Below are 23,907 nucleotides of genomic sequence, written 5' to 3' on the forward strand. Positions count from 1 at the left end.
AATTAAATGGGTTTTGGTTCTATTGTTGTTTTAGTCTTATTTGTATTTGTCGCTGTAACCATTTTTAAGGGGGTACGTATTGTCCCTCAAGGTTACAAATGGATTGTACAACGTTTAGGTAAATATCATTCTACTTTAAGCCCTGGCTTAAACTTCGTCATCCCTTATGTTGATGAAGTTGCTTATAAAGTGACAACCAAAGATATCGTTTTAGATATCCCGTCGCAAGAAGTGATCACACGTGATAATGCTGTTTTGGTGATGAATGCAGTTGCCTATATCAACCTTACTACACCTGAAAAAGCAGTCTATGGTATTGAGAACTATACATGGGCGATTCAAAATCTAGTACAAACTTCACTCCGTTCGATCGTTGGTGAAATGGATTTGGATGATGCTTTGTCTTCGCGAGACCACATCAAAGCAAAATTAAAAGCCGCAATTTCTGATGATATTTCAGATTGGGGAATTACGCTCAAAACTGTAGAAATTCAGGATATTCAACCTTCTCATACCATGCAAGCTGCCATGGAAGCTCAAGCCGCTGCCGAGCGTCAACGTCGAGCAACAGTGACCAAAGCAGATGGTGAAAAACAAGCGGCCATTTTAGAGGCAGATGGTCGTTTAGAAGCATCTCGTCGTGATGCAGAAGCACAAGTCGTTCTTGCTGAATCATCTCAACGTGCGATTGAAATGGTAACTTCTGCTGTTGGAGACAAAGAAGTTCCAGTTGCCTATCTACTTGGCGAGCAATATGTTAAAGCAATGCAAGATATGGCGAAATCTAATAATGCCAAAACTGTTGTGTTGCCAGCCGACATCATGAATACCATTCGTGGTGTAATGGGCAGAAACAATTAAGTTTTCATCCCGAAGAAGTCAAAATAGGTAACTCAAGGTTACCTATTTTTTTAACTGAGAAATTTGGGGCTCTGTTTTAACGTTTAAGAAATGATCAGCATTTTTTTGTAATTTATGGTTAAATTTCACGTTATTTTAGATTCCACCTTGAATCTGAATTTTTCCACGTTATATGGATATCGTATGAGCTCCCTAAACCCCACGTTAATTACCTTTCTATTTTATATAGTTGCAATGGTCATCATTGGCTTAGTCGCTTACCGTGCCACAAGCAGTTTTGATGATTATATTCTAGGTGGACGTCGTTTAGGCAGTTTTGTTACTGCGCTGTCTGCAGGTGCATCTGATATGAGCGGCTGGTTGCTGATGGGTTTACCTGGTGCAATTTATTTATCCGGTCTATCTGAAATGTGGATTGCAATTGGTTTAGTCACGGGTGCTTGGTTAAACTGGTTATTGGTTGCAGGTCGCTTACGTGTCCATACCGAGATTCAAAACAACTCACTTACACTACCTGATTATTTTTCAAATCGTTTTAATGATCACAAAAAGATTTTAAGAGTTGCATCTGCGGTCATTATTCTGATCTTTTTTGCGATTTACTGTGCTTCTGGCATGGTGGCAGGTGCGCGTTTATTCGAAAGCATGTTCAACATGACTTACAGTACTGCTCTTTGGATCAGTGCAATTGCAACGATTAGCTACGTATTTATTGGTGGATTTCTAGCTGTCAGCTGGACAGATACAATTCAAGCAGGATTGATGATTTTTGCACTACTGCTTACTCCAATCGTCACCATACTCAGTTTGGGTGATATGAGTACAGTAAATGCAGCTTTAGAAGCAGCACGTCCTCAAGCCTACAGTTTATTTGCTGATTTGAGTGGTATTGCGGTAATCTCGCTGTTGGCATGGGGCTTAGGCTATTTTGGGCAACCTCATATTCTGGTTCGCTTTATGGCAGCAGATTCTGTGAAATCAATCCCAAACGCTCGTCGTATTGGTATGACCTGGATGACACTTTGCCTTGGCGGTGCAGTTGCTGCAGGTTTCTTTGGAATTGCCTACTTCCAAACGCATCCTGAATTAACGGCAGTTGTAAATGCAAACCCTGAAACCGTATTTATGGAATTAACCAAAATTTTATTTAATCCATGGATTGCAGGTATCGTTCTGGCAGCCATTCTGGCAGCTGTCATGAGTACCCTAAGCTGCCAATTACTGGTTTGCTCAAGTACCTTAACAGAAGACTTTTATAAGGCATTTATCCGTAAAACGGCATCACAAAAAGAATTGGTTTGGGTAGGGCGTTTAATGGTGTTATTGATCGCGATTCTTGCAATTGTCTTGGCAAGTAATCCAGAAGCTAAGGTTTTAGGTTTAGTGGCTTATGCATGGGCCGGTTTCGGCGCTGCATTTGGTCCATTGATTATTCTTTCTGTTTTCTGGAAACGAATGACTTTGTCTGGCGCTCTTGCTGGTATGATTGTGGGTGCAGTTGTCGTGATTCTTTGGAAAAATATTCCAGTATTTGCAACAACAGGTCTTTATGAAATTATCCCAGGCTTTATTTGTTCTTTTATCACTATTCTTCTATTCAGTTTGATCAGCAAAGCACCATCATCAGATATGATTGAACGTTTTGAAAAAGCCGATACAATTTATAAAGAATCTGTTTAAGCCCGTTGCCCCCTTTTCATAAAGGGGGAGTCTTGAGAATTTTAATGATTTACAAGCTTTATATACGCTGAATTATCACAACTGTAATATGACGTATCTTGCTCTTTAAATACCTCTGTTAGCTTTTTCGAGCCAAAAGGAATTGTGAGATCTGATTGAGCTCTTGGGCATCATCTCCAAAATAAGCAAGCGCTTTAAATGCTTGATCATGTAATTGTTGCGCATAAATTTGAGCATTTTCCAACCCCATTAAAGCAGGATATGTTGATTTATCTACTTGCTCATCTTTACCCGCAGTTTTTCCTAAAGATTCAGTATCAGAAATAACATCTAAGATATCGTCTTGCACTTGAAATGCTAGACCAATCGCTTGACCATACTGGCGCAGCTGCGGAATCGCCTGATCCGTGCCTGAAAAAATGGTCACAGCAGCCATCATAATTGCTGCTTGAATGAGTGCACCTGTCTTATTACGGTGAATATTTTCCAGATGTTCCTGATCAACATGTTGTCCTTCGGCCTGTAAATCTAAAACCTGTCCACACACCATTTTCGAGCTCGCAGTCGCCAAAATCTGCATTTGTTTGAGAATAATGGCTTGATCTACTGTTTGTCCCTGATCAAAAAGCCGGCTCCCCAAAACCTCGAATGCCATGGATTGCAAAATATCACCTGCCAGTAACGCAGTGTCTTCACCGTAAGCGACATGACATGTTGGTTGTCCACGACGCAATAAATCATTATCCATACAAGGTAAGTCATCATGTGCCAATGAATAACAATGTATAAATTCAATCGCTACTGCAGCGCGTCGTACTGCAGCAAAATTTGGATTATCTGCTTTTAATTGAGATGTTGCATAACTCAAAGCAGGTCTAACCCTTTTCCCCCCTAACATCACAGTATGATGCACAGCCGATTTTAATGGTTCAGGCAAAGAAAAAGCATCTAATGCTGTTTGTAAATCTTGCTGAATTTGCACTTGTGCCTGTTGTAAAATTTCTGCATTTACATGGGGAATTGAAGTCACATCTGCCTCGTTTTGCACAAATTTTTAAAACTAAAAAATCAAGTTTTAAAGAAATGGATATATTGGATGAGTCAGAGACATTCTACTATGAGTGATTATAATTCTCACCCATTTATTGGCATACCTAAAAGAAATACAGAGCTCAGCTCTATTTAATCCAAACCTAAATTTTTAAATAAAAATAACGAATTCTTTCCTTTTTTCTTTGCATAACGCACTGCGAAATCGAGCTCTTTTTTAACATCAACTTCCAGAGTTTGATGATCTGGTTCTAAATGCACAATCCCGATAGAAGCTGTTAGATATTCATCATTTTTACCAAAAAAGATTTTCTCTTCAGTAATGGCAAACCTAAATCTTTCAGCAAGAGTCATGACTGCCCACTCAGTGAGCTGTTCGATCACCACCACAAAACTTGCTGAATTTAGACGAAAAATCTGCCCTTCAGTTTGGCTGATGGCATCGCTAAGTACAGCCCCCAATCGAATTAAAATATCATCTCCAGCGGTATAACTATTGAGTTGGTTAAAACGTTTAAAGTCATCTAAATCAATTTTAATGAATGAAATCGTTGTTTGCTGATTCTTTTGCCATTTTTCACTTAGATAATGATCAAAAGCAAACGCATTTTGTAAACCTGTTACCAAATCTAGATAAAGGTGATTGTGTAACTTTCGATTGTTATTTAATAAAACATTTTCACGTCGTTTTAATCGTGTGATATCAGAACAAACCACAACAACCCTTTCAATTTCATTGTCTTGGTTACGAATTGCTTTAAAATAAGAAAGATAGAACTTTCCTTTAACATAAAATTCTTGTTCAAAATCATTTTGATTTTTTGCAAAATGACGCATTGCTTCATTAAAATGGGCAAACACCACTGTGGAAAATGTATTTAACAATTTATCAAACAAATACAGTGCATCACTTTCATAAATATCCGCAAACTTTTGATTCACTCCTAAAAAGCGTGCTTCTTGATCAAGCAAAGCAATCGGTAAAGGAATCTGCGAGATAAACGAAACCAAATGCAATTTATCTATATCTTGTAAATATTCAAAAACCTTCAAACTTTCAAGGCTCGCTTGTAGTTTTATAAGCTCTTGTTCCATACACCACCTCAGCGCTGATTTATTTTGAATAAAGTGAAATCAGCGTTGAATTCACCTCTAAATACAAGATTGAATACGTAGAAAAAGCATTCAATAAAATAAGTTTCTATATAATATAATTAATATTATGCAATACACCACTCAAAAATAATGCAATTGACGACAAACGTCACAAAATAACAAAACCTTGCATAAGCAAGGTTTTTTGTCGAAATGGATGAAATTGATGGATAAAACTTTAAGTCTTTAAAAGATCAAAAACTATCCGCAGGGATGCGTACCCAACCTTCCATAAGCACTCGTGCACTACGACTCATGATGGCTTTTTTTACAACCCATTGACCATTTTCATTTAAAGCTTGTGCCCCAACTCGAAGTGTTCCTGACGGATGACCAAAGCGTACTGCTTCGCGCTCACCGCCTCCAGCAGCCAAGTTCACCAAAGTTTGTGGAATCGCAGCAGCTGTACCAATTGCTACTGCTGCGGTTCCCATCATGGCATGATGTAATTTACCCATTGATAGCGCACGCACCAATAAATCTGTATCTGATTGAGCCACTTGTTTACCACTTGAAGAAGTATAACTTTTAGGTTTAGACACGAATGCTACTTTCGGAGTATGTTGACGATTTGCAGCTTCAGCAACGTCCTGAATTAAACCCATTTTTAATGCACCATAAGCACGAATCTTTTCAAAACGATCTAAAGCAGCACCATCAGCATTAATATCATCCTGTAATTCTGTGCCTGTATAACCAATGTCTTCAGCATTTAAGAAAATTGTTGGAATTCCAGCATTGATTAAAGTGGCTTGGAATGTACCTATTTCTGGGACTTCCAAGGTATCAACCACATTTCCTGTGGGAAACATTGCTCCACCATCTTCACCATCATCAGCAGGATCTAAAAATTCAATTTGTACCTCTGCTGCCGGAAAGGTTACGCCATCTAATTCAAAGTTCCCCGTTTCTTGGACTTGACCGTGAATTATTGGAACATGTGCAATAATCGTTTTGCGAATATTCACCTGCCATATACGAACAGTACATACCCCATTTTCTGGAATTCGATCCGCTGAAATCAAACCATTACTTATTGCAAAGGAACCCACTGCTGCAGTCAAATTTCCGCAATTTCCACTCCAATCTACAAATGCTTTATCAATTGAAACTTGCCCAAAAAGATAATCTACATCATGCTCAGGCTGGTTACTCTTTGACAAAATCACCGTTTTACTGGTACTCGATGTTGCACCACCCATACCATCAATTTGCTTTCCATAAGGATCTGGACTGCCGATCACCCGAAGTAATAATTGATCACGTGCCTGTCCAGCTGATTGCGCACGTTCTGGCAGGTCCTCTAACTTAAAGAACACACCTTTACTGGTCCCCCCACGCATATAAGTTGCTGGGATTTTGATTTGCGGTGCAAAACTCATTTTATCGCATTCCTTTCAATTATCTTTGTTGTCTAAAATAATGAATCACTGTTCAGTTTTATATTACCCTTTTTTTTTGAAAAAACACGGATTGATTGACTTAAGTATGAAATAAAAAATCGAAAAATGAATAAATATCCACCAGTTTAAATATAAATTCGAATACCTAAAATAAAACTTATTATATTGAAAATTAAACGAAAACTTAAATATATTGTTTTTTGACTTTACAGTTCTCCTTTATAAATCAATCCGATACTAGGCTAAAAGTAACCAATCTATTACAATATTTAAATCCGTATAAATAGAGCTGTATACATTGAGCAACGAGTCTACACAATTACAACGTGGACTTAAAAATCGTCATATTCAATTGATTGCCATGGGTGGCGCTATTGGAACAGGACTGTTTTTGGGTTCAGCACATGTCATCGAAAAAGCTGGGCCATCCATTATTTTGGGTTATGCAATTGGCGGTTTGATCGTTTTTTTAATTATGCGTCAACTGGGGGAAATGATTGTTCATGAACCTGTTGCGGGTTCTTTTAGCCACTTTGCCAATAAATACTGGGGGAAATTTCCAGGTTTTTTGACAGGCTGGAATTACTGGATGCTTTATGTTCTGGTCGCAATGACAGAACTCACGGCCGTGGGTAAATATATCAACTATTGGTGGCCTGAAATTCCCAATTGGATTTCGGTATTATTTTTCTTTGTTCTGATTACTCTCATCAACTTAGGAAATGTTAAATTCTACGGCGAATCAGAATTTTGGCTATCCATTGTCAAAGTCACAGCAATTATTGCAATGATTGTTTTTGGTATTTATCTAGTGCTCACAGCAGATGCAACTTCAGGGATCGCATTTTCAAATCTGTGGTCACATGGTGGTTTCTTCCCTAATGGATTTGAAGGCTTATTCTTCATGTTGGCTTTCCTCATGTTTGGCTTTGGGGGAATCGAATTAGTTGGTATGGCTGCAGCCGAAGCAAAAGATCCAGAGAAAACCATTCCTAAAGCAATCAATCAAGTTGTGCCACGTATTCTGATTTTTTATGTGGGTTCAATGATTATTCTCTTATCTTTGGTGCCTTGGAACCAGTTAAATTTTGGTGGTTTAGATAAAAGTCCTTTCGTGATGGTCTTCAGTATGATTGGGATCGCCTGGGCAGCTCATTTGGTAAATTTCATTATCTTGACCGCAGCACTTTCTGTATATAACAGTGGTATGTATGCCAATAGCCGTATGCTTTATGGTTTAGCCAAACAAGGAAATGCACCTAAAATCTTTACAAAAACCAATAAACATGGTGTACCTATTCCAGCAGTATTGCTTTCTGCGTTTTTGATTTTGGGTTGTGTGCCATTAAATTATTACTTACCAGAAGATGCTTTAAGTCACTTGATGTATGTAGTTGTTGGTGCTTTAGTACTCAACTGGCTGATGATTACACTCACCCATTTGAAATTTAAGCGTGCTCTTCGCTTGACCAACCAAACCAGTAAATACCCTGCGTTATGGGCGCCGATCAGTAACTTTGTGGTGATTATCTTTATTGGTGTAGTTTTATATATCATGTGGGATCAAGGCTTTAAAGAATCGGTATTGATGATTCCAGTATGGATCACGTTGATGTTAATTTTATTTGATATCTTGAATCCAAATGAAATAAAACCCGAAGAAAAATAGATCGAATACAAAGCTATTATCACGATAATAGCTTTTTTTTCATAGATATATACGGTAAATTATTCGCTTGTCGCGCCCTTAGCTTAACTGGATAGAGCAGTTGCCTCCTAAGCGACCGACGTGGGTTCGAGTCCCGCAGGGCGCACTTTTAATTTTCAACATAAAATATGACATTCTACATAAAAATGAGCATTATCTTCGTCTAATTCTATTTATATAAAATGAATTTTAACCAAATCTCACTTTATTTTATTGCTTAAATTTCACACAAATAAGTCATATATAAAATATCAAAAATTTACAAAAATTAAGATAAAAGTTCATATATGCAACTGAAAAATAAATATTTTTTAATTTAACTCAGTTTTATTGTTTATAAATTAAACTTTATAGTTCATTTTTTTTTCAAGAATTAGCGCCTTAGAGTATTTACTCTTATTTTTTATATGTTATTTTGTAACTAGGAGTAACTTTGAGTTGTTATTTAGGTATCAAAATTATTTCTCACTCAAAACTTAAGTACTTCAAAGTATTCATTTTATTATATTAGGGAAAAATTAAAATGAAATTAAAAAATCTATCGGTCGCATTGATTGTTGCAACTTTGCCAGCAACTGGCGTTTTTGCCGCAGCCTTAGATCGTTCAGGTCAATCTATTTCTGCTTTTTTACAGCCAGGCAATTATTTTGAAGCAGGAATTTCTGTACTAGACCCAACTGTTGAAGGAAAAGAAACTGCAGCAATGGGTGGACGCAACATTAATGATATGGGCGATGATTACTATTTCCCATCTGCTGCATTAAAGCTTCAGCTTACAGATAATTTTTCATTTGGTTTACTCTATGATCAACCATTTGGTGCAGATGCTGCCTACAATGGAACCAATGAATTTGTTGCAGCTCCAACTGATCCAGTATTGACTGGTTTGCCAATTACTACCACTCAACTTGGTGGCGTAACTGGAAACACTAAAGTTAAAGTTGATACCCAAAATATTTCAATGATTTTTGGTTTCCAACCCAATGAAAACTTTAATTTCTATGGCGGTGGTGTTTACCAAACAGTTAAAGGCAATGTAAGTCTTCGCGGTAAAGCATATAGCTTATACAATGGTTATGATGCAAAAATTAAAGAAACAAGTGGTGCAGGTTGGTTAGCGGGCGCTGCTTTTCAGATTCCTGATATCGCTTTAAAAGCATCTGTAACTTATCGCTCTGAAATTGATCATGATGCAGATACTACAGAAACTATTGCTATTGCTGATGCATTGGGTGCAATGCCTGCATCACAATTACAAGGCTTACTTGCAAGCTTAGGCAATACTGGTGCAGCAATGACACCAGCATTAATGAAAGCATTAGCTGCCAATAAAGAGTCTGGGAAAACTAAAATTACGACACCACAATCTGTAAATTTAGATTTCCAAACAGGGATCATGGAAAATACTGTCGCGTTTGCGAATTTACGTTGGGTAGATTGGTCTAGCTTCTCTATTCGTCCTTACAAATTTGGTAATGTTTCAACTGCAGTTGGCCCATTATTAGGTTTAGCAAATCCAAACAATGCACGTCCAAATGGTTTTAATCTTGTTGAATATTCTAAAGATCAATTCTCTGCAACAGTTGGTGTTGGTCGTAAGCTGAATGAACAATGGGCTGGAAATGTATCCGTTGGTTGGGACTCAGGTGCTGGTAACCCGATTACCACTTTAGGTCCAACTGAAGGTTACTGGAACCTTGGTTTAGGTGTTCAATATAGCCCTACTCCATCAACATTTATTGCTGGCGGTGTGAAATATTTCTGGTTAGGCGATGCTAAAGCGCAGACTGGTGCTCAAGCTGGTGGTAATGATTACGTTGCTGAATTTAAAGACAACAATGCAATCGCTTATGGTTTAAAAATGGGTTATAGATTCTAAGCAATCTATAGACATAAAAAATCCCACCTAGTGTGGGATTTTTTATGTCATCTATAAAACACTATGATTAAAAATCATAAAACGAAACTTCACCTGTTTCTAAAGAATATTCAGCACCGACAACTTTCAGTTTACCTTGCGCAATTAAACTCTCTAAAACTGCTGAACCATGACGTAATTGATTTACAGAGGCAAAAACATTTGATTTCACAGCATGCATAGATAATTTTTCTAAATCATCTTTTAATTCTGTCTGCATCAGAATCTCAACGGACGGACGTACACGATTGACAATTGACATGAGATTTGCAGATGGCGGCGTATTTGGATTTTTGAGCGCCTCAATGGTGGAATGTATCGCACCACAATGACTATGTCCCAAAACCACAACTAAAGGACAACCAAAGCTATCTGCGGCAAACTCAACACTACCGACTTGTGAAGGTGCAACGATATTTCCTGCCACGCGAATCACAAATAAATCACCAAATCCTTGGTCAAATACCATTTCTGCTGGAACACGTGAGTCTGAACAACCCAGAATAATGGCAAAAGGTTCCTGACTGTCCACCATTTCAGATCGTTGCTGATGCGTCAAAAATTTAGTCAGATTGGTTTCACCATGTGCAAAACGTTCATTACCTTGTTTTAATCGTTCTAAAGCTTCTTGAGCAGTGAGCATATCCTATGTTCCATTGTGCGGAGATTTGGACTATTTTAATGCTGTAAAATTTGAATGTCACTGACTAAAAATAAACTCTGTTACAATTTTTGTTATTGTTGAGACTCTTCTTAAAATCATAAAAATATATAGATATAATTCACAATTTTACTTAAATTATTTAAATACATTACAAAATAGTTATTTAATTTGCTCATTTCTTATCTACTCTGTTGGCAAAAAAATGACAAATATTACTTTCAGAGCAAATGCTGAAAAAATTATGATCATGAATAATATTTTTACTTTATATAATGCCAAGTCTTTTGTTAGGAACTCTATGCATGTCTGATCTGCCCCTAAAGAAAATTCTTCATTTTTTGAATAACATGTTATTAAGTTTGACAGCAATCAGTAGCATTCTTTTGGCAAGCCAGACTTATGCAGCTTCCAATACCCCCGAATATGTCGACTATTTAAAAATCGTACAAGAAGAACGTGCTTGGGCAGGGCTAAGTTCTAAAACATTACGTGTGGGTGATGTGGTATGGTCTTACAGTGAAGGTGGTCCAAAAGATAAACCGACTGTTTTATTGATTCATGGTCTTGCCAGTAGCCGAGATACGTGGAACGACATTGCACGCTCATTAACCCCTTTCTATCATGTGGTTATCCCTGATTTACCCTCTGCAGGTAGTACACAGGTTCCAGCAAATTTTGATTTATCTGTACCCAATGTCACGGAACAACTTCGACGCTTTATTGAAGCTGCACACATTCAAGATAACCTGAATATTGCAGGTCATTCATTGGGTGGAACAATCGCCATGTTTTACGCATCTCAATATCCTTTTGATACCAAAAGTTTATTTCTGATGAGTACTGGGGGTATTTTTAAATCAATCAATACCAATTACTTAAAAAATCCAATCTATCTGAAGCAGTTGCTCATCACCCAGAAAGGTGATCTGGATTTTGTTATGAAAAAAGTTATGTTCAATCCTCCATTTACAGCCAGTGTCATTAAGGAGGAACAAGAAAAATTATTTATCGCTAAATCACAAGATACAGCAAAAATCATCAATCAAATTGATGCTCTCAATCGACTATACACCCCTACAACATTCACCACCATGTTAAAAAACATTGAAGCACCCACATTAATTTTATGGGGGCAGCAAGATCAGATTGTCAATGCTGATGTTGCCAATGAATTAAAATCCGTGCTAAAACGACCTGAAACACCTGTGCTTTTACCTCGTGTTGGTCATATGCCATTATTAGAAGCGCCAGAACGGGTTGCAGACCACTATTTAAGTTTTTTAAATAGAGTACAGCCCCTGCAAAATCCATTGTCTGAGCCTAAACATACACAAATCGAGTTCAAAAAATGAAACATCCGCTCATTGAACAATTAATCGACGCTCAGTTGGTGTTTTTAGATCAGACTTTTTCTCAGCCTGAAACTATTAAAGATGAATTTACTGCGTTTTATCACTGGTTTAGAAAACAGCCTTTAAAAGAAATTTGGTCATTTTCACAGATCAATGACTTATTATATAAGCAGGTTTTAGCAACAGCGGCGAGTGATTTCCTGATTGAACAGATTGCTGAACATATACGGTTTGCTTTGATTCATCCAAGCAATGACGAAACCTTGATTGAAGATATTATCCCTGTTACTACGATTGATAAAATCGCCCAATATGTTGCGAGCAAATCAGGTCATCGCCAAGCTTTGATTAAACGTATTGTGAACAACCCCGCGTTTTCGAGTATGTTGACTCAGTTGATTCACCATTCTATTCAAGACTATATTGATAATTCAGTCATGAATAAAAAAGTTCCAGGTGTTGGGCGTTTTATGAAGATGGGTAAATCCGTCTTAGAGTCTGTCACGGATACGAATTTAGATGATACTGTTAAGCATTATTTGCAAAAAAATATCATCAAAATCAGCCAGCTCAGTGAACAAGTGATTAATCAACAGTTTGATGACAACAAGCTTTATCATTTTCAAGCCAATCTATGGCATAAGATTAAAAAAATTCCGATTGGTGTACTTCGTCAGTATGTAGAGGTTAATGACTTAACCAAAACAGTCGGTATGGGACATGAGATTTGGGAACATATTCGCCAAACTGACTATCTAAAGAAACAAGTTCATGATGGCATATTGACGTGGTATGTTCGAAACCAAGAGCGTTCCTTTGATTTAATTTTGTCAGACATCAATATCAATGAGGCATTGATTCAACATGAATTACAGGCTTTACTCGATCCAGTGATCCAGAAGATGATTTCATCAACGCATTTAAAAAATCGTGCACGGATCTATTTAGAGCAGTTCTACTATTCGGATGAGACTTTAAATATTTTAAAATTAGAAAAAGGCGCTTAAAGCGCCTTTTTCTCACTCAATCTCATGAGATATTAGAATTTATAAATTAAACCTAGATTGTAACGGCGACCATCCAAAACATAATTATAAGTTGCAGTATCGATCGTTTTATCAAATAAATTATAAATTCCTGCATTGAACTGCAATACATTCGAAGGTTTATAGTTTAATCCGACATCTACCATTGCATAAGCAGGTTTACCGTTACTCATCGATGTACGGCTTAAATAGTCAGATGTTTTACTTCTGACGTTTAAGCGACTCCACATCCCGACTTGATCATTAGTTTGCCAATCTATAGTGGTATTGAACATATGTTTAGGCATTTCATTTAATGGTTTACCTTTAAATGCCCCACTCTTCTGTTCAGTATCTGTAAAGGTATAGTTCGTTGTCCATCGAACATCCGGGGTGATTGTCCAAGCAAAAGTTGCCTCAATACCTTGCATATTTGCTTTATCAACATTTATCCGTTGACTGACAAAGTCAAAATTTTGCCCCAGCCAAGGACAATTCATACTTCCAGAGTCACCTTGGCAAGTACGGATTTCGGTAATTTTATCTTTAAATTCACTACTGAATACAGTGAAGCCTGCATCCAAATTATCATTATTGTCCCAATTGATTGATGCTTCATAGTTTACACTGGTTTCTGGTTTTAAGTCTGGGTTGCCCACAATCATACCATTCGACTGACCACCACCTGTTGCTTGCCCCCATCCTGCAACGGTGGCACGTAATGCTGGTGTTTTATAGCCGGTAGATACACCACCTTTGATAATCCAGTTATCATTCAGTGTCCATACACCATATACTTTCGGGCTGAAATGATCACCGAATTTTTCATCTTTATCATAGCGTAATGATGCAGTGACAGTGAATGGATCTACAATATTCCATGCATCCTCAGCGAACAGTGCCCAACTATAACGGTCTAAGTTTGTTAATTTTGTTCCCCCCACACTCAATTGGTTTCCAAAATCTTCAAGCTCTTCTTTTAAATAACTTCCCCCAAAACTCAAAGCATGAGAACCCAAATTGATTTGGTTCAAGGTATTAAAGGTTGTATTGATGGCTTCCATGCTACGTGAAGGATTATCATTTTCTTCACGCTGAATATAAGAATGGGTTTTTAAATCACCAATTTCACCACGATGAGTCAAACTATATTCGGTGCGGTAATAATCCGTATATGAATCAGTCGGAAGCTTGCCATTTCGTCCTGGCACATTGGCAATGGTTTTACCGACAGTCTGATCACGATTTTGGATAGATCGTTGATACTCTAAATCAATAGTATGTTCAGCGTTTGGTGTCAAACTCAGTGTTGCACCACCTGCACGTATACGTTGTTTATTATATCCACCAATAATTTCATCTTCATTGCGTTGTGAGAATGTTCCATTGGCTTTCAATCCCAATAAATTACGGATCAAAGGTCCAGAAACATATAGGTTTGCCTGATGAATATCCCCAGAATCCCTATTTTCTTGAAGCGTTGTGTCTAATTTAACTGAGCTGGTCCATGTATCTGCAACCTTTTTGGTAATAATGTTGATGACACCCCCCATCGCATCAGAACCGTATAAACCCGACATCGGACCACGAATAACTTCAATGCGTTCAATACTTTCAATACTCGGCATCCATCCTTGCTCAATACCTGAGTTATCACTATTCGGTCGAACTGAACGCGTATTTACTTTTTTACCATCAATCAGGATAACCGTATAAGCACTTCCCATCCCACGAATACTAATATCACTTGAACTTCCCCCACCTGTGACCACAACGCCTGGCACATCTTTCAATGCATCTGTGATATCTCGATATGCTTTTTTATTGATATCTTCCTGACTTAAGACTGAGATAGATGCAGCAGCTTGTTTTACTTCTTGTTCAAAACCACTTGCAGTCACAACTATTGTGTCTAGTTTTGTCGCTTCTGTTGACTGATTTTCTGCTTTGTTTGCAGTTACTTGTGAATTTGCTGCATATGCAGTGCCCATCATAACGGTAACAATGGAGAGAGATAACGCAGATTGGATGATACGGTGAGTCGACATAAGGTATTCCAAAGAGGCTAAGCAAAGAACAAAAAATGGAGATTGAGATACACTGTGTAATAAAAATACCATAGCATTATAAACAATATTAATAATTATTCTCATTTTTGTTATTTGTTTGATTATTTATTATACATTTTTACGCTTATTTTTAAGATTTTCCTAATTTTTTAAGTTTCATTTAAGGTTGTTAAAATTAAAAAAGATTGAATCAGAAATAAATTTTCCATAAAAAAACCTCCGAAATTTTTCGGAGGTTTTAAAATTATTTTTGAATCAATTCATTCTATTGATAAGGCTAATTATTTGAAATAAGCACCTTCAGTTTGACTGTGATCAGTTTGATCGACCACACGGCCTAATTCAGGAATGTGTTGCTTTAACGTGGTTTCAACACCTTGTTTCAGTGTGACATCAATTGCTGAACAACCTTGGCAGCCACCACCGAATTTTAATACTGCTGTCAGACCATGCTCTTCATCTTCGACAACCTCAACCAAAGCACAGTTACCACCATGCCCTGCTAGCCCTGGGTTAATATCGGCTTGAAGAATATAGGTAATTCTTTCTTCAATAGATGCATCTGGTCCAACACGCGGCACTTTAGAGTTTGGTGCACGGAATGTTAATTGACCACCAAAGCGATCTTTGTTGTAATCAATTACAGCATCTTTAAGATACGGAATAGAAGGCGTATCAATAAATGCTGGAAAATCAGCATAATCCTGTTTGTAATCTGTTGGAGTGACTTCATCAGGTGCACTATATGCCATACAACATTCAGCACGTGGAGTACCCGGATTTTCAACAAATACACGAACGCCAATTCCTGGAGTATTCTGCTTATCCAAAAGCTCTTTTAAATACTCCTGCGCATTTGGAGTAATCAATAAATTTGGAATTTCTTCTGCAACCGCAGTATTGGTGTTCTCAGTCGACATAACTCTATCCTCAAGCTGAAGTCGGTATTTTAACTGAAGATGAGGCTGAATGACCAAAAATCAACTAAAATTGTCGGAATTAAATTAAAAAGATGTAAAAAGATAAGATATTCAAAATTCTAAACAAAAATTACCCTCATTCACATCAAACAAAGAGCTCCACTATCGCTCAATTTTTACCGGTTAGATCAGGTTTAATACATCAATTCCAAAGCAATGTATGACTGAAATATATGAAATACACTGACTCAGCTAAAGTATTTTAACAACCCAATCTCATCTCAACATTTCGTTTGATTTGACATTACAATCGGACAACCAATTGAGCTACATTTTGTCAGATTATGCCATCCGATTCCTGCATTTGGCATGGATAATGTATACATCTGTATATTAATGATGAAGTAAAACGAGATATTTTGCATGTCCAGTTCAAATGATGGTTTACAATTCACGGTTCATCCTGACACCCAAAAAAGCAGTAGCTCCCAAGTAGGCAAGGAAATTATTGCTGAGGCACTGTCATTGGTTGACAATATCAATGCTCAAAAGGTGTTGGATGAAAAAAACTGGCGCAAAAATTATCCCATTTATTTTAAAGCCTTGGTAGAAAACGGTATTCAATCCACACACAACGCCATCACTATTGCTCGACAAGGCTTGCATAAAGCACAACATAGTTTTGACTTTTATAGAGATGGACAACGTTATTCATTAAAAGATGTGATGTCCGTTCCCCTCTTAGACAAGATCCAAACTATTACGATTAAGGGACAATCGAAAGCACAACCTGAATGGTTTGTTCCTTATCATGGGCAGAAACTTGCGGGTGAAGCCTTAGTCAAACAAATTCAGACATGGCAAGAAACAGGTATTATTGAAGCCAGCCATGCAGATGCGCTTAGAGAAGTTATTGCCCACCCTGAATGGTTTGATTTGTCTGACCGTACACTGGTTTTGTTTGGCGCAGCCTCAGAAGCAGGTCCTTTGACTTGGTTATCTCAATGGAAAGCCAATATTGTTGCCGTCGATTTGCCGAATGAACGAGTTTGGGGAAAAATTCTTGATATTATTCAAAATGGTAATGCCACCCTATATGCACCCAGCTTACAACAAATCAATGACTGTAACGATCTGAATGAACTCAAAACCAAACTTGGCGCAAATTTACTGACTCAAATTCCAGAAATTACACAGTGGTTATGTGAAAATCCACATAAGTTGGACTTGGCTTCTATTGCATATCTTGATGGTGAAAAGCATGTGCGTGTCTCAATCGCAATGGATAGTATCATGAGTCATGTCAGTGAACAGAAGACGGACTCATCATTGATGTATATGTGTACACCAACTGACGTTTATGCTGTACCCAAGGCAGTCATTGAAGGTTCAACTGAAAAATTTAAGCAACGATCAAAATTTGAAACAATACTCAGCCAAAGTATCTCAATGCTTTCTCTAAAACAGTTTTTTAAAAATAATAATCAACGATTGATAGATTCTGAAAATGGAAAAGCTTATGGCATTGCAGACTGTCTAGTGGTTGAACAAGGTCCGAACTATGCCTTGGCAAAACGTATTCAGCAGTGGCGGGCTACGCTTGCACGGCATCAAGGACAACATGTCAGTATCAATATTGCCCCTTCTACCACGACTCACTCTGTCACTAAAAATCCATTACTTAAAGCCGCGTTTAATGGTGCAAGTTTATTCGATGTTGAAGCATTTAGCCCAGAAACCACCAATTCAATCATGGCGGCATTATGGGTTCATGATCTAAAAAATCCAAACTCGATAGCCAACCCTGAAACACATATGGAACACCCATTAGAGTTAATGATGGAAGGTGCGAATCATGGTGGTTTATGGCGTGTTGCCTACCTTGCCCGCACAGCCCTTCCTTTTGCAGCAATTTATGGCTTTGCTACAGATAAACTTCCCATCCAAAAGCTTTTAGGGAAAATCAAAAAGTAGTTTATCAACTTTTAAAAGTTTTCAGGCAATGCCCATTTTTTTTACCATAAATGGGCATTTCTTTAAAATATAAAAATCTTTCACTGTTCAAAGCATTGATCACATGACTATGGGGTTTACAAGCTGAGCTGACTTGGTTTAAATAAATTTGATCAGTTCAATGCTTAAAAAATATGTTATACAAAGTTAGACGATAGCGTCATTTTTAAACAATTGACAGTTTTCTAACGATCGTTTAAAAACAATTAAAACAGCCCATGCGAGAACAATGACATGTCAAATTCACGAGGAAAGGTTAGCCGGGAAATCCGTAATCATATTTTCTTGATCGGTCTAGATCGTGTTGATAAGCGTAATGCTTTTGATAGCCATATGATTCATGATCTATCACTTGCACTCACAGAATATGAAAACAATCCTGAACTTCGCTGCGCAGTGATTTTTGCGCATGGGGATCATTTTACAGCAGGTTTAGATTTGGTTGAGTTACAACCTAAATTAGCTGATGGTGTATTTAGTTTTAATGATGATATTGTGAATCCTTGGGGAACTGTGGGTCGTCAAAGAACTAAACCCTTAGTCACCGCAGTACAAGGTTATTGCTATACCGCAGGGATTGAACTGATGTTGAATTCAGATATCGTAGTGGCCAATGAAAATACCCAGTTTACACAGATTGAGGTGCAACGCGGTATCTTGCCTTTTGGGGGGGCGACCGTCCGTTTTGTACAAGCTGCAGGCTGGGCAAAAGCCATGAAATATGTACTCACTGGTGATTTGTTCTATGCACAAACCGCCTATGAAATGAATTTGGTCACCGAAGTCGTTGAAGGCAACAATCAATTGATTCGTGCATTGGAACTGGCTGAACGTATTGCCAGTGCGGCACCACTCGCTGTTCAAGCAGCACTGCATTCAGCCCATCAGGCCTTTTTGCACAGTCCTGAGGTTGCATTTGGCAATTTACAAAATCTGCTTAGCCCCCTACTCCGATCTGAAGATGCACAAGAAGGCGTAAGGGCGATGATTGAACGTCGTGCTCCACAATTCAAGGGAAAATAAATCACTATTTTTAAATTTAGCAATGCCCAAAAAGTGCAGCCAATCTTTTGAAAAAACGACAGTAAATATAGTTTCCAGATCAATAAAATGAATGTGTTAAATATATTACTTGTTGATATGAAGCTTTCAATGCCACGCTTTACATCTAAAGTTTAAATCATTTTGTGTAGGCGATACCTCACTTTTCAGAGATGAAAAGTGACAAAAAATCCTTGCTGAAGTAAAGCTTTTAAAAATTCATGTAAAGCTTGAAATTCATTTAAAAAATAATAGCTTGAATGAATGCTTAAGCTATTTTTACTCTAGAGATGAGATGATGCCAAATTTACCCCCTCTTGCAAAAACGCAGACCTCGAATAAAAATGGTTTTCAATGCCAGTCCGTTACTTTTCAAGCCTTGGATGGTTATACACTTGTTGGCACTCTATACACGCCAACTATCCATCCGATTAAAGCCAATTTATTGATTTCCAGTGCAACAGGTGTTCCACAGGCATTTTATCGTCGATTCTCTGAATATGCCTCGCAATTAGGCTATCAAGTACTTTGCTTTGATTACCGTGGTGTAGACAGGTCGGCGCCCCGACAGCTAAAAGGATTTAAAATGTCTTATCTGGACTGGGGAAAATTGGATCTCGCAGGCGCAATTGAGTACTTTTTTAAAGCCGATACAGCTTTATTTTTAGTTGGACATTCCTATGGGGGGCAAGCGCTTGGGCTGACGCCCAATCATGACAAAGTCACCGCAATGTTTTGTTTTGGTACAGGTGCAGGATGGCATGGCTATATGCCATTGAAAGAAAAAATTAAAGTCCAAGTAATTTGGAATATCGTGTTTCCGCCAATGGTCGCCATCGCTGGGTATTTACCTTGGAGTAAGCTGAAGATGGGAACTGATCTTCCGAAAGGTGTCTATCAGCAATGGCGTAAATGGTGTAAAAATCCAACTTATTTTTTTGCTGACCCTGAACAACAGGTACTACATGACCTATATGCACAAGTCAAAACACCCATTTATGCTGTCGCAGCTTTGGATGATGATTGGGCTTTACCGAATTCTCGCTATGCTTTTATGCAGCATTACAAAAATGCACCCATGCATTTTATCAATATTTCAGCAGACGAGTTCGGACTTCAACACATAGGACACATGGGATATTTCCGTAAAGGTTCAGAACAGATTTGGGATAAAATGTTAGATACTTTCGAAAGTTTAATACCACATTCGTCATAAATGCAGAGCAATATAAATCTAAATATCTTCAAGGTAAGTTATGCGTCCTCCAAAACTCTCTCCTGAACAAATACTCAACATCTGTGCTTTACAATTTAAAGCACATGGTTATGCAGGAACAAGTATGGACATGTTGGCTAAGGCATGCGGACTGAGTAAAGCCGCTTTTTATTATTATTACCCAAACAAAGAAGCTTTATTGATACAGGTTTTAGAACATACACATCAATTTCTAAATCACTCTTTATTTAAGCTTGAGGACTTTAATGTCATTGATGCCTCCACCCAGTTTCAAGTCATACATGAAAAAGCGGTGCTTTTTTTTAGTTATGAAATAAAAGGCTGTCTCATAGGCATACTTTCCTTAGAAGCCAATGATATATCCAAAGCTGTGCTACAAAAGATTCGCACGATTTTTCAGGATTGGCAGCATGTTTTATATCAATTATTTAAGCAGAAACTCAATGAACCAGATGCTCTAAATGCAGCCAAAATAAGTGTGGCAGATTATGAAGGCGCAATTTTAATGTACCGTCTCAATCAGGATATATTCTATTTAGATCAAGTCAAAAAACGTATTCTGCAACAACTATAAAATATTTTACCTCGTCTTTAACCAAATATAATTTTAGTGATTCAAACAATGAAATATTTAACCTGCTTAATTTTTTACACCTTTCTTACAACCAGTATCTGTAGCATCGCTTATGCAAAATGTAGCCAGAACGACCAACAGCAGACCTATCGCTGCATGGAACAGCAGCTTAAAACAGATCAGGCAGAAATGAATAAAATCTACCAACGGGTTTACCAACAGTACGATGCTCAAAATAAAGTATTGTTGGAGAAATCACAAAAAGCTTGGCTTAACTATCGAAATACACAATGCACTGAACTTACTGGAAACTTATATTATGGTGCAATGGGCTTAGCCTCAGGTTTTGCACATTTAGACTGTGAAATCAATGCAACACTCTACCGACTTAAAGAATTGACCAGTTTATTGGAAGATCAATAACGATCTTTGAACTCGGCTTTATGTTCTATGCCCTGATGATCGACATGGGCATAGAATACACCGTAACGTCCGACATAATATTCAAGTGATTGGTCATGATAATTCCAAAAAATAGACCATTCACCAAAGTCAAATGAACCCACTTGACTTTGTGTATTCATTGGCATCTTACTCAATACCTCATACTGGATATGCCCCGCTTGAGAAAAATCTTTGGTCTGCAAAGCTTGCTCAAAAAATAATTGTGCTGCGGCATCAAATAGGCGTTGGTCTTCATCGGTAATTTGCGATTCTTCTACACGCTCAAGTTCAGTTATAGAGGGTTGTTGAACTTCTTGGACGTCTAACGGAGTCGCTAAAACTGTACTGGTCTTTTGACGCTCTTCATCAATCATTTGCTTAATTAACTTGGTTTTTTCAGGCAAATCATTCTCTTCAGATGGATTTTTGATTAATCTAGATAATTCTTGTCGTTGTTGTTCAAAAGCCGCATTGATTTTATGTTTGGCAACCAAACGCCATAACACATAGAGTGTAATCAAAATGAGTAAAACAATGATTAATTTCAACATAGACTCATCTCAAACATAAAATACAGCTTCGTTCAGACGTATTTGCCAAGTTTAAAGCCAGATCTTTTGATTGTTTTTTAGTGATAAACTTTTTAAATTGTATAACGATCAAAATCATCAGGTCAGCTTTAAACGTAACAATTTCTTTCTTTAAAATGTTTAATCGGCTGTTGTTTGAAATAACTTTAAGTTTCCGGCTGAAAATTGAAGCCCTTTGTTTGGAATCTTCTTTAAAGTAATGGGTTTCCCTACATTTTTATAAATCGGCTTATCACCATCAAGTTCTTTTAAATCAATCTTTTGAATGTATATTTGATTGTTTCGATTATAGAGTTTTACTCCTCCTTCATCGGATGCCATATAATGAACTTTTAGATGATGAATATGTTGTAAGTCTTCTACCCATACTATAATTAGATCACCACCACGTTCATACATACCATCAAAATAAACCGTATCTGCATCGATTTTTTCTGCTTTCAATCCAACATAACCAATTGCATCAACATCATCATCGACAAAATAGACGGATTTTTTGCCATTAAACTGTAATCCATACGCTGAATAATATTGTTCTTTATTTTGCTTTTTAGTTTGGCATGAATAGCTCTTTAATCCGACTTTTTCCGAATGCAACTGATAAGTTTGTGTTGTAAATATTTCGCTCTCATCTTGGGTGCATTCCTTAGAGAGCTTGGTTTGCACAGTTAATTGTTCAAAAGGTTTGGCGTGGATTTGTGCCGTTGTCACTAAACCACACATCAGTAAAAAGGATGGGAATGATCGTATTTTCATGTCGACTTTCTGTATTTTTAGAATAAAGGATGATTACTTCAGTATCTTAGCAAAGAAATGATGAATTCAACCATCATTGTATCAATATTTAAATCATACAACATCCTATCGAAATAGAATGCTTTAAATTAACCTGAATTCTATATAGAAATCTTGATAAAACATGATATTCGGAAGCGTCATCCGCAACTGTTTGGGACAGGACTGCTTTTATAAGATATTGTTTATGCGACCAATTAAATGTGCTGCTGGTGGTTGACGAGTTTTGCGGTGAGCAGCGATGCCGCTGCGCAAGAGGGTTGCTCTTGCGAAGCTTTGCTTTTCATCCCGAAAAAAAGTAGGGCTAACCCGCAGGCTGATCCTGAAATTGCATGAAAACTCAGTAAGACTCAGCACAGTTTTATTTTTTCAACAGGTCAAAAATGTGGCTGTATCGAACTCACGTTAAATTAACTATTGTAAAGTCTTTAACCGTGCTAAGCGTTGCTGTTCCTGCAATTGTTGTTCAAATTCCATTTGGCCTTTAGCGGCATAGTTTTGTAGTCCATTCGGATCAATAAATGCATTTTGATCGCCTGATTTCAGTCTGGCCAATTTCTGTTTCATATTGAAACGATCGGCTTTATTCGCCAGAAAGATATCCGCATGAATCGCATTTAAAGTTTGAAATGTATGGCGCATGTCTGGAACGATCTGAGGATAATTTTTGTTATTCAATAAATGATATCCTCCCGTAAATAAACTATCGGCATAAACAACTTTATAATTTTTAAAATGATAATGAATCTCGGTTGTCCAAGAAGTTGCACCAGGTAAATGACCTGGGGTGGCATGCGCAGTAAATACTTGATTACCTAGCTTCAACTGTTCGCCATCTTTAAAAATCAGGTCTGCTTTTACAGAAGGAAATGGCAATTGATTTCCCAAAGCAAAGTCAGTTCTTGCGCCATTTGCCAGCATTTCAGCATTTTCTGCACTCGCAATCAATTTTGCCCCACTCCATTGTTTTAATTTGGCAAAACCACCTGCTTGATCCAAACGTGCATGACTATTCAATAAATACTTAACATCTGTGATTTTAAAACCCAGTTTTTCAATACTATTTTTGATCTGCTCGGCAGATTGATCAATTCCACTATCAATCAAAACCAAGCCTGCCCCTGTATCAAATAAAATTGAAGATAGATTGTCTGTACCAACATAATAAACATGATGAAAAATTTCAAAGGGCTCAATTGGAGCATTCCACCGCTCAAACAGACTCATCGGTGGGGCTTCAGTCAGTGCTTGTTGTGCGTTTAATGTTGCAGCTTGGGTAAATTGAAGACTCATTGTCATCAATGAAACAACGATTAATTTGATCAGACGCATATAAGCGATCCATGCTGATAAAGAGTCGCTATACTTTCTCAAATCCTGATATTATTCAAACTTTAACTGATTAAAA

General features: G+C 37.5%; 20 protein-coding genes and 1 tRNA gene. 12 read left to right on the forward strand and 9 right to left on the reverse strand.

Annotated elements, in window-relative coordinates:
- Positions 1-6: 6 nt before the first annotated feature.
- On the forward strand, positions 7-861 hold the full coding sequence (locus tag OSH00_RS02415; protein ID WP_004828156.1) for an SPFH domain-containing protein: 855 nt from the start codon (positions 7-9) through the stop codon (positions 859-861).
- A gap of 183 nt (positions 862-1,044) precedes the next feature.
- Positions 1,045-2,541, forward strand: a complete 1,497-nt coding sequence (gene putP / locus OSH00_RS02420) for a sodium/proline symporter PutP (protein ID WP_266129079.1) — start codon at positions 1,045-1,047, stop codon at positions 2,539-2,541.
- A 118-nt stretch (positions 2,542-2,659) separates the two neighbouring features.
- Here the strand turns inward: putP and OSH00_RS02425 are convergent, their stop codons facing one another.
- The 3 genes from OSH00_RS02425 to prpF form a co-directional block, all read right to left on the reverse strand.
- Positions 2,660-3,571, reverse strand: a complete 912-nt coding sequence (locus tag OSH00_RS02425) for a polyprenyl synthetase family protein (RefSeq protein WP_266129080.1) — start codon at positions 3,569-3,571, stop codon at positions 2,660-2,662.
- Positions 3,572-3,723: 152 nt separating this feature from the next.
- Entirely contained in the window at positions 3,724-4,686 is a 963-nt protein-coding gene (locus tag OSH00_RS02430; RefSeq protein ID WP_266129081.1) for a sensor domain-containing diguanylate cyclase, read from the reverse strand.
- 254 nt (positions 4,687-4,940) lie between these two features.
- Entirely contained in the window at positions 4,941-6,128 is a 1,188-nt protein-coding gene (prpF, locus tag OSH00_RS02435) for a 2-methylaconitate cis-trans isomerase PrpF (RefSeq protein ID WP_266129082.1), read from the reverse strand.
- A gap of 319 nt (positions 6,129-6,447) precedes the next feature.
- On the opposite strand from prpF, the gene OSH00_RS02440 reads away from it, so the two are divergent.
- From OSH00_RS02440 to OSH00_RS02450, 3 genes are all read left to right on the forward strand, one after another.
- Complete coding sequence (locus OSH00_RS02440; protein ID WP_266129083.1) at positions 6,448-7,818, forward strand: amino acid permease; 1,371 nt, start codon at positions 6,448-6,450, stop codon at positions 7,816-7,818.
- 72 nt (positions 7,819-7,890) lie between these two features.
- Positions 7,891-7,963 (forward strand) — tRNA-Arg (locus tag OSH00_RS02445).
- A 417-nt stretch (positions 7,964-8,380) separates the two neighbouring features.
- Positions 8,381-9,736 (forward strand): OmpP1/FadL family transporter, encoded by a 1,356-nt coding sequence (locus OSH00_RS02450; protein WP_266129084.1) that lies wholly within the window; start codon positions 8,381-8,383, stop codon positions 9,734-9,736.
- Between the two features lie 67 nt (positions 9,737-9,803).
- Here the strand turns inward: OSH00_RS02450 and OSH00_RS02455 are convergent, their stop codons facing one another.
- The gene (locus tag OSH00_RS02455; protein ID WP_004828139.1) at positions 9,804-10,418 is read right to left on the reverse strand and encodes a carbonic anhydrase; all 615 of its coding nucleotides are present in this window, start codon (positions 10,416-10,418) and stop codon (positions 9,804-9,806) included.
- 323 nt (positions 10,419-10,741) lie between these two features.
- Between OSH00_RS02455 and OSH00_RS02460 the strand changes: the two genes are divergently transcribed.
- Both OSH00_RS02460 and OSH00_RS02465 read left to right on the forward strand, forming a co-directional pair.
- Positions 10,742-11,791: an alpha/beta fold hydrolase gene (locus OSH00_RS02460; protein WP_266129085.1), complete on the forward strand. Its 1,050-nt coding sequence runs from the start codon at positions 10,742-10,744 to the stop codon at positions 11,789-11,791.
- Positions 11,788-12,798: a hypothetical protein gene (locus OSH00_RS02465; protein ID WP_266129086.1), complete on the forward strand. Its 1,011-nt coding sequence runs from the start codon at positions 11,788-11,790 to the stop codon at positions 12,796-12,798. The genes OSH00_RS02460 and OSH00_RS02465 overlap by 4 nt, the downstream gene beginning before the upstream one ends.
- Before the next feature lie 32 nt (positions 12,799-12,830).
- Here OSH00_RS02465 and OSH00_RS02470 read toward each other — a convergent pair whose 3' ends face one another.
- Both OSH00_RS02470 and nfuA read right to left on the reverse strand, forming a co-directional pair.
- Positions 12,831-14,864, reverse strand: coding sequence for a ligand-gated channel protein (locus OSH00_RS02470; RefSeq protein WP_266129087.1), 2,034 nt, complete (start codon positions 14,862-14,864; stop codon positions 12,831-12,833).
- Between the two features lie 302 nt (positions 14,865-15,166).
- Positions 15,167-15,805: a Fe-S biogenesis protein NfuA gene (gene nfuA, locus OSH00_RS02475; protein ID WP_266129088.1), complete on the reverse strand. Its 639-nt coding sequence runs from the start codon at positions 15,803-15,805 to the stop codon at positions 15,167-15,169.
- A 423-nt stretch (positions 15,806-16,228) separates the two neighbouring features.
- Between nfuA and OSH00_RS02480 the strand changes: the two genes are divergently transcribed.
- From OSH00_RS02480 to OSH00_RS02500, 5 genes are all read left to right on the forward strand, one after another.
- Entirely contained in the window at positions 16,229-17,779 is a 1,551-nt protein-coding gene (locus OSH00_RS02480; protein WP_266129089.1) for a hypothetical protein, read from the forward strand.
- 273 nt (positions 17,780-18,052) lie between these two features.
- Positions 18,053-18,841 carry a crotonase/enoyl-CoA hydratase family protein gene (locus tag OSH00_RS02485; RefSeq protein WP_266129090.1) on the forward strand — a complete coding sequence of 263 codons (789 nt, stop codon included), beginning with the start codon at positions 18,053-18,055 and terminating at the stop codon, positions 18,839-18,841.
- Between the two features lie 316 nt (positions 18,842-19,157).
- Entirely contained in the window at positions 19,158-20,075 is a 918-nt protein-coding gene (locus OSH00_RS02490; protein WP_266129091.1) for an alpha/beta hydrolase family protein, read from the forward strand.
- Positions 20,076-20,115: 40 nt separating this feature from the next.
- Positions 20,116-20,670: a TetR/AcrR family transcriptional regulator gene (locus tag OSH00_RS02495; RefSeq protein WP_266129092.1), complete on the forward strand. Its 555-nt coding sequence runs from the start codon at positions 20,116-20,118 to the stop codon at positions 20,668-20,670.
- Positions 20,671-20,718: 48 nt separating this feature from the next.
- Complete coding sequence (locus tag OSH00_RS02500; RefSeq protein ID WP_266129093.1) at positions 20,719-21,093, forward strand: lysozyme inhibitor LprI family protein; 375 nt, start codon at positions 20,719-20,721, stop codon at positions 21,091-21,093.
- On the opposite strand, the gene OSH00_RS02505 is transcribed toward OSH00_RS02500, so the two are convergent.
- From OSH00_RS02505 to OSH00_RS02515, 3 genes are all read right to left on the reverse strand, one after another.
- Positions 21,087-21,665 (reverse strand): hypothetical protein, encoded by a 579-nt coding sequence (locus OSH00_RS02505; protein ID WP_266129094.1) that lies wholly within the window; start codon positions 21,663-21,665, stop codon positions 21,087-21,089. The two genes, OSH00_RS02500 and OSH00_RS02505, sit on opposite strands and share 7 nt — an antisense overlap.
- Positions 21,666-21,824: 159 nt before the next feature.
- On the reverse strand, positions 21,825-22,460 hold the full coding sequence (locus OSH00_RS02510) for a hypothetical protein (RefSeq protein ID WP_266129095.1): 636 nt from the start codon (positions 22,458-22,460) through the stop codon (positions 21,825-21,827).
- Between the two features lie 453 nt (positions 22,461-22,913).
- On the reverse strand, positions 22,914-23,831 hold the full coding sequence (locus OSH00_RS02515) for an HARLDQ motif MBL-fold protein (protein ID WP_266129096.1): 918 nt from the start codon (positions 23,829-23,831) through the stop codon (positions 22,914-22,916).
- Positions 23,832-23,907 lie beyond the last annotated feature (76 nt).

The organism is Acinetobacter nematophilus, from assembly GCF_026344175.1.
Classification (GTDB): Bacteria; Pseudomonadota; Gammaproteobacteria; order Pseudomonadales; family Moraxellaceae; genus Acinetobacter; species Acinetobacter nematophilus.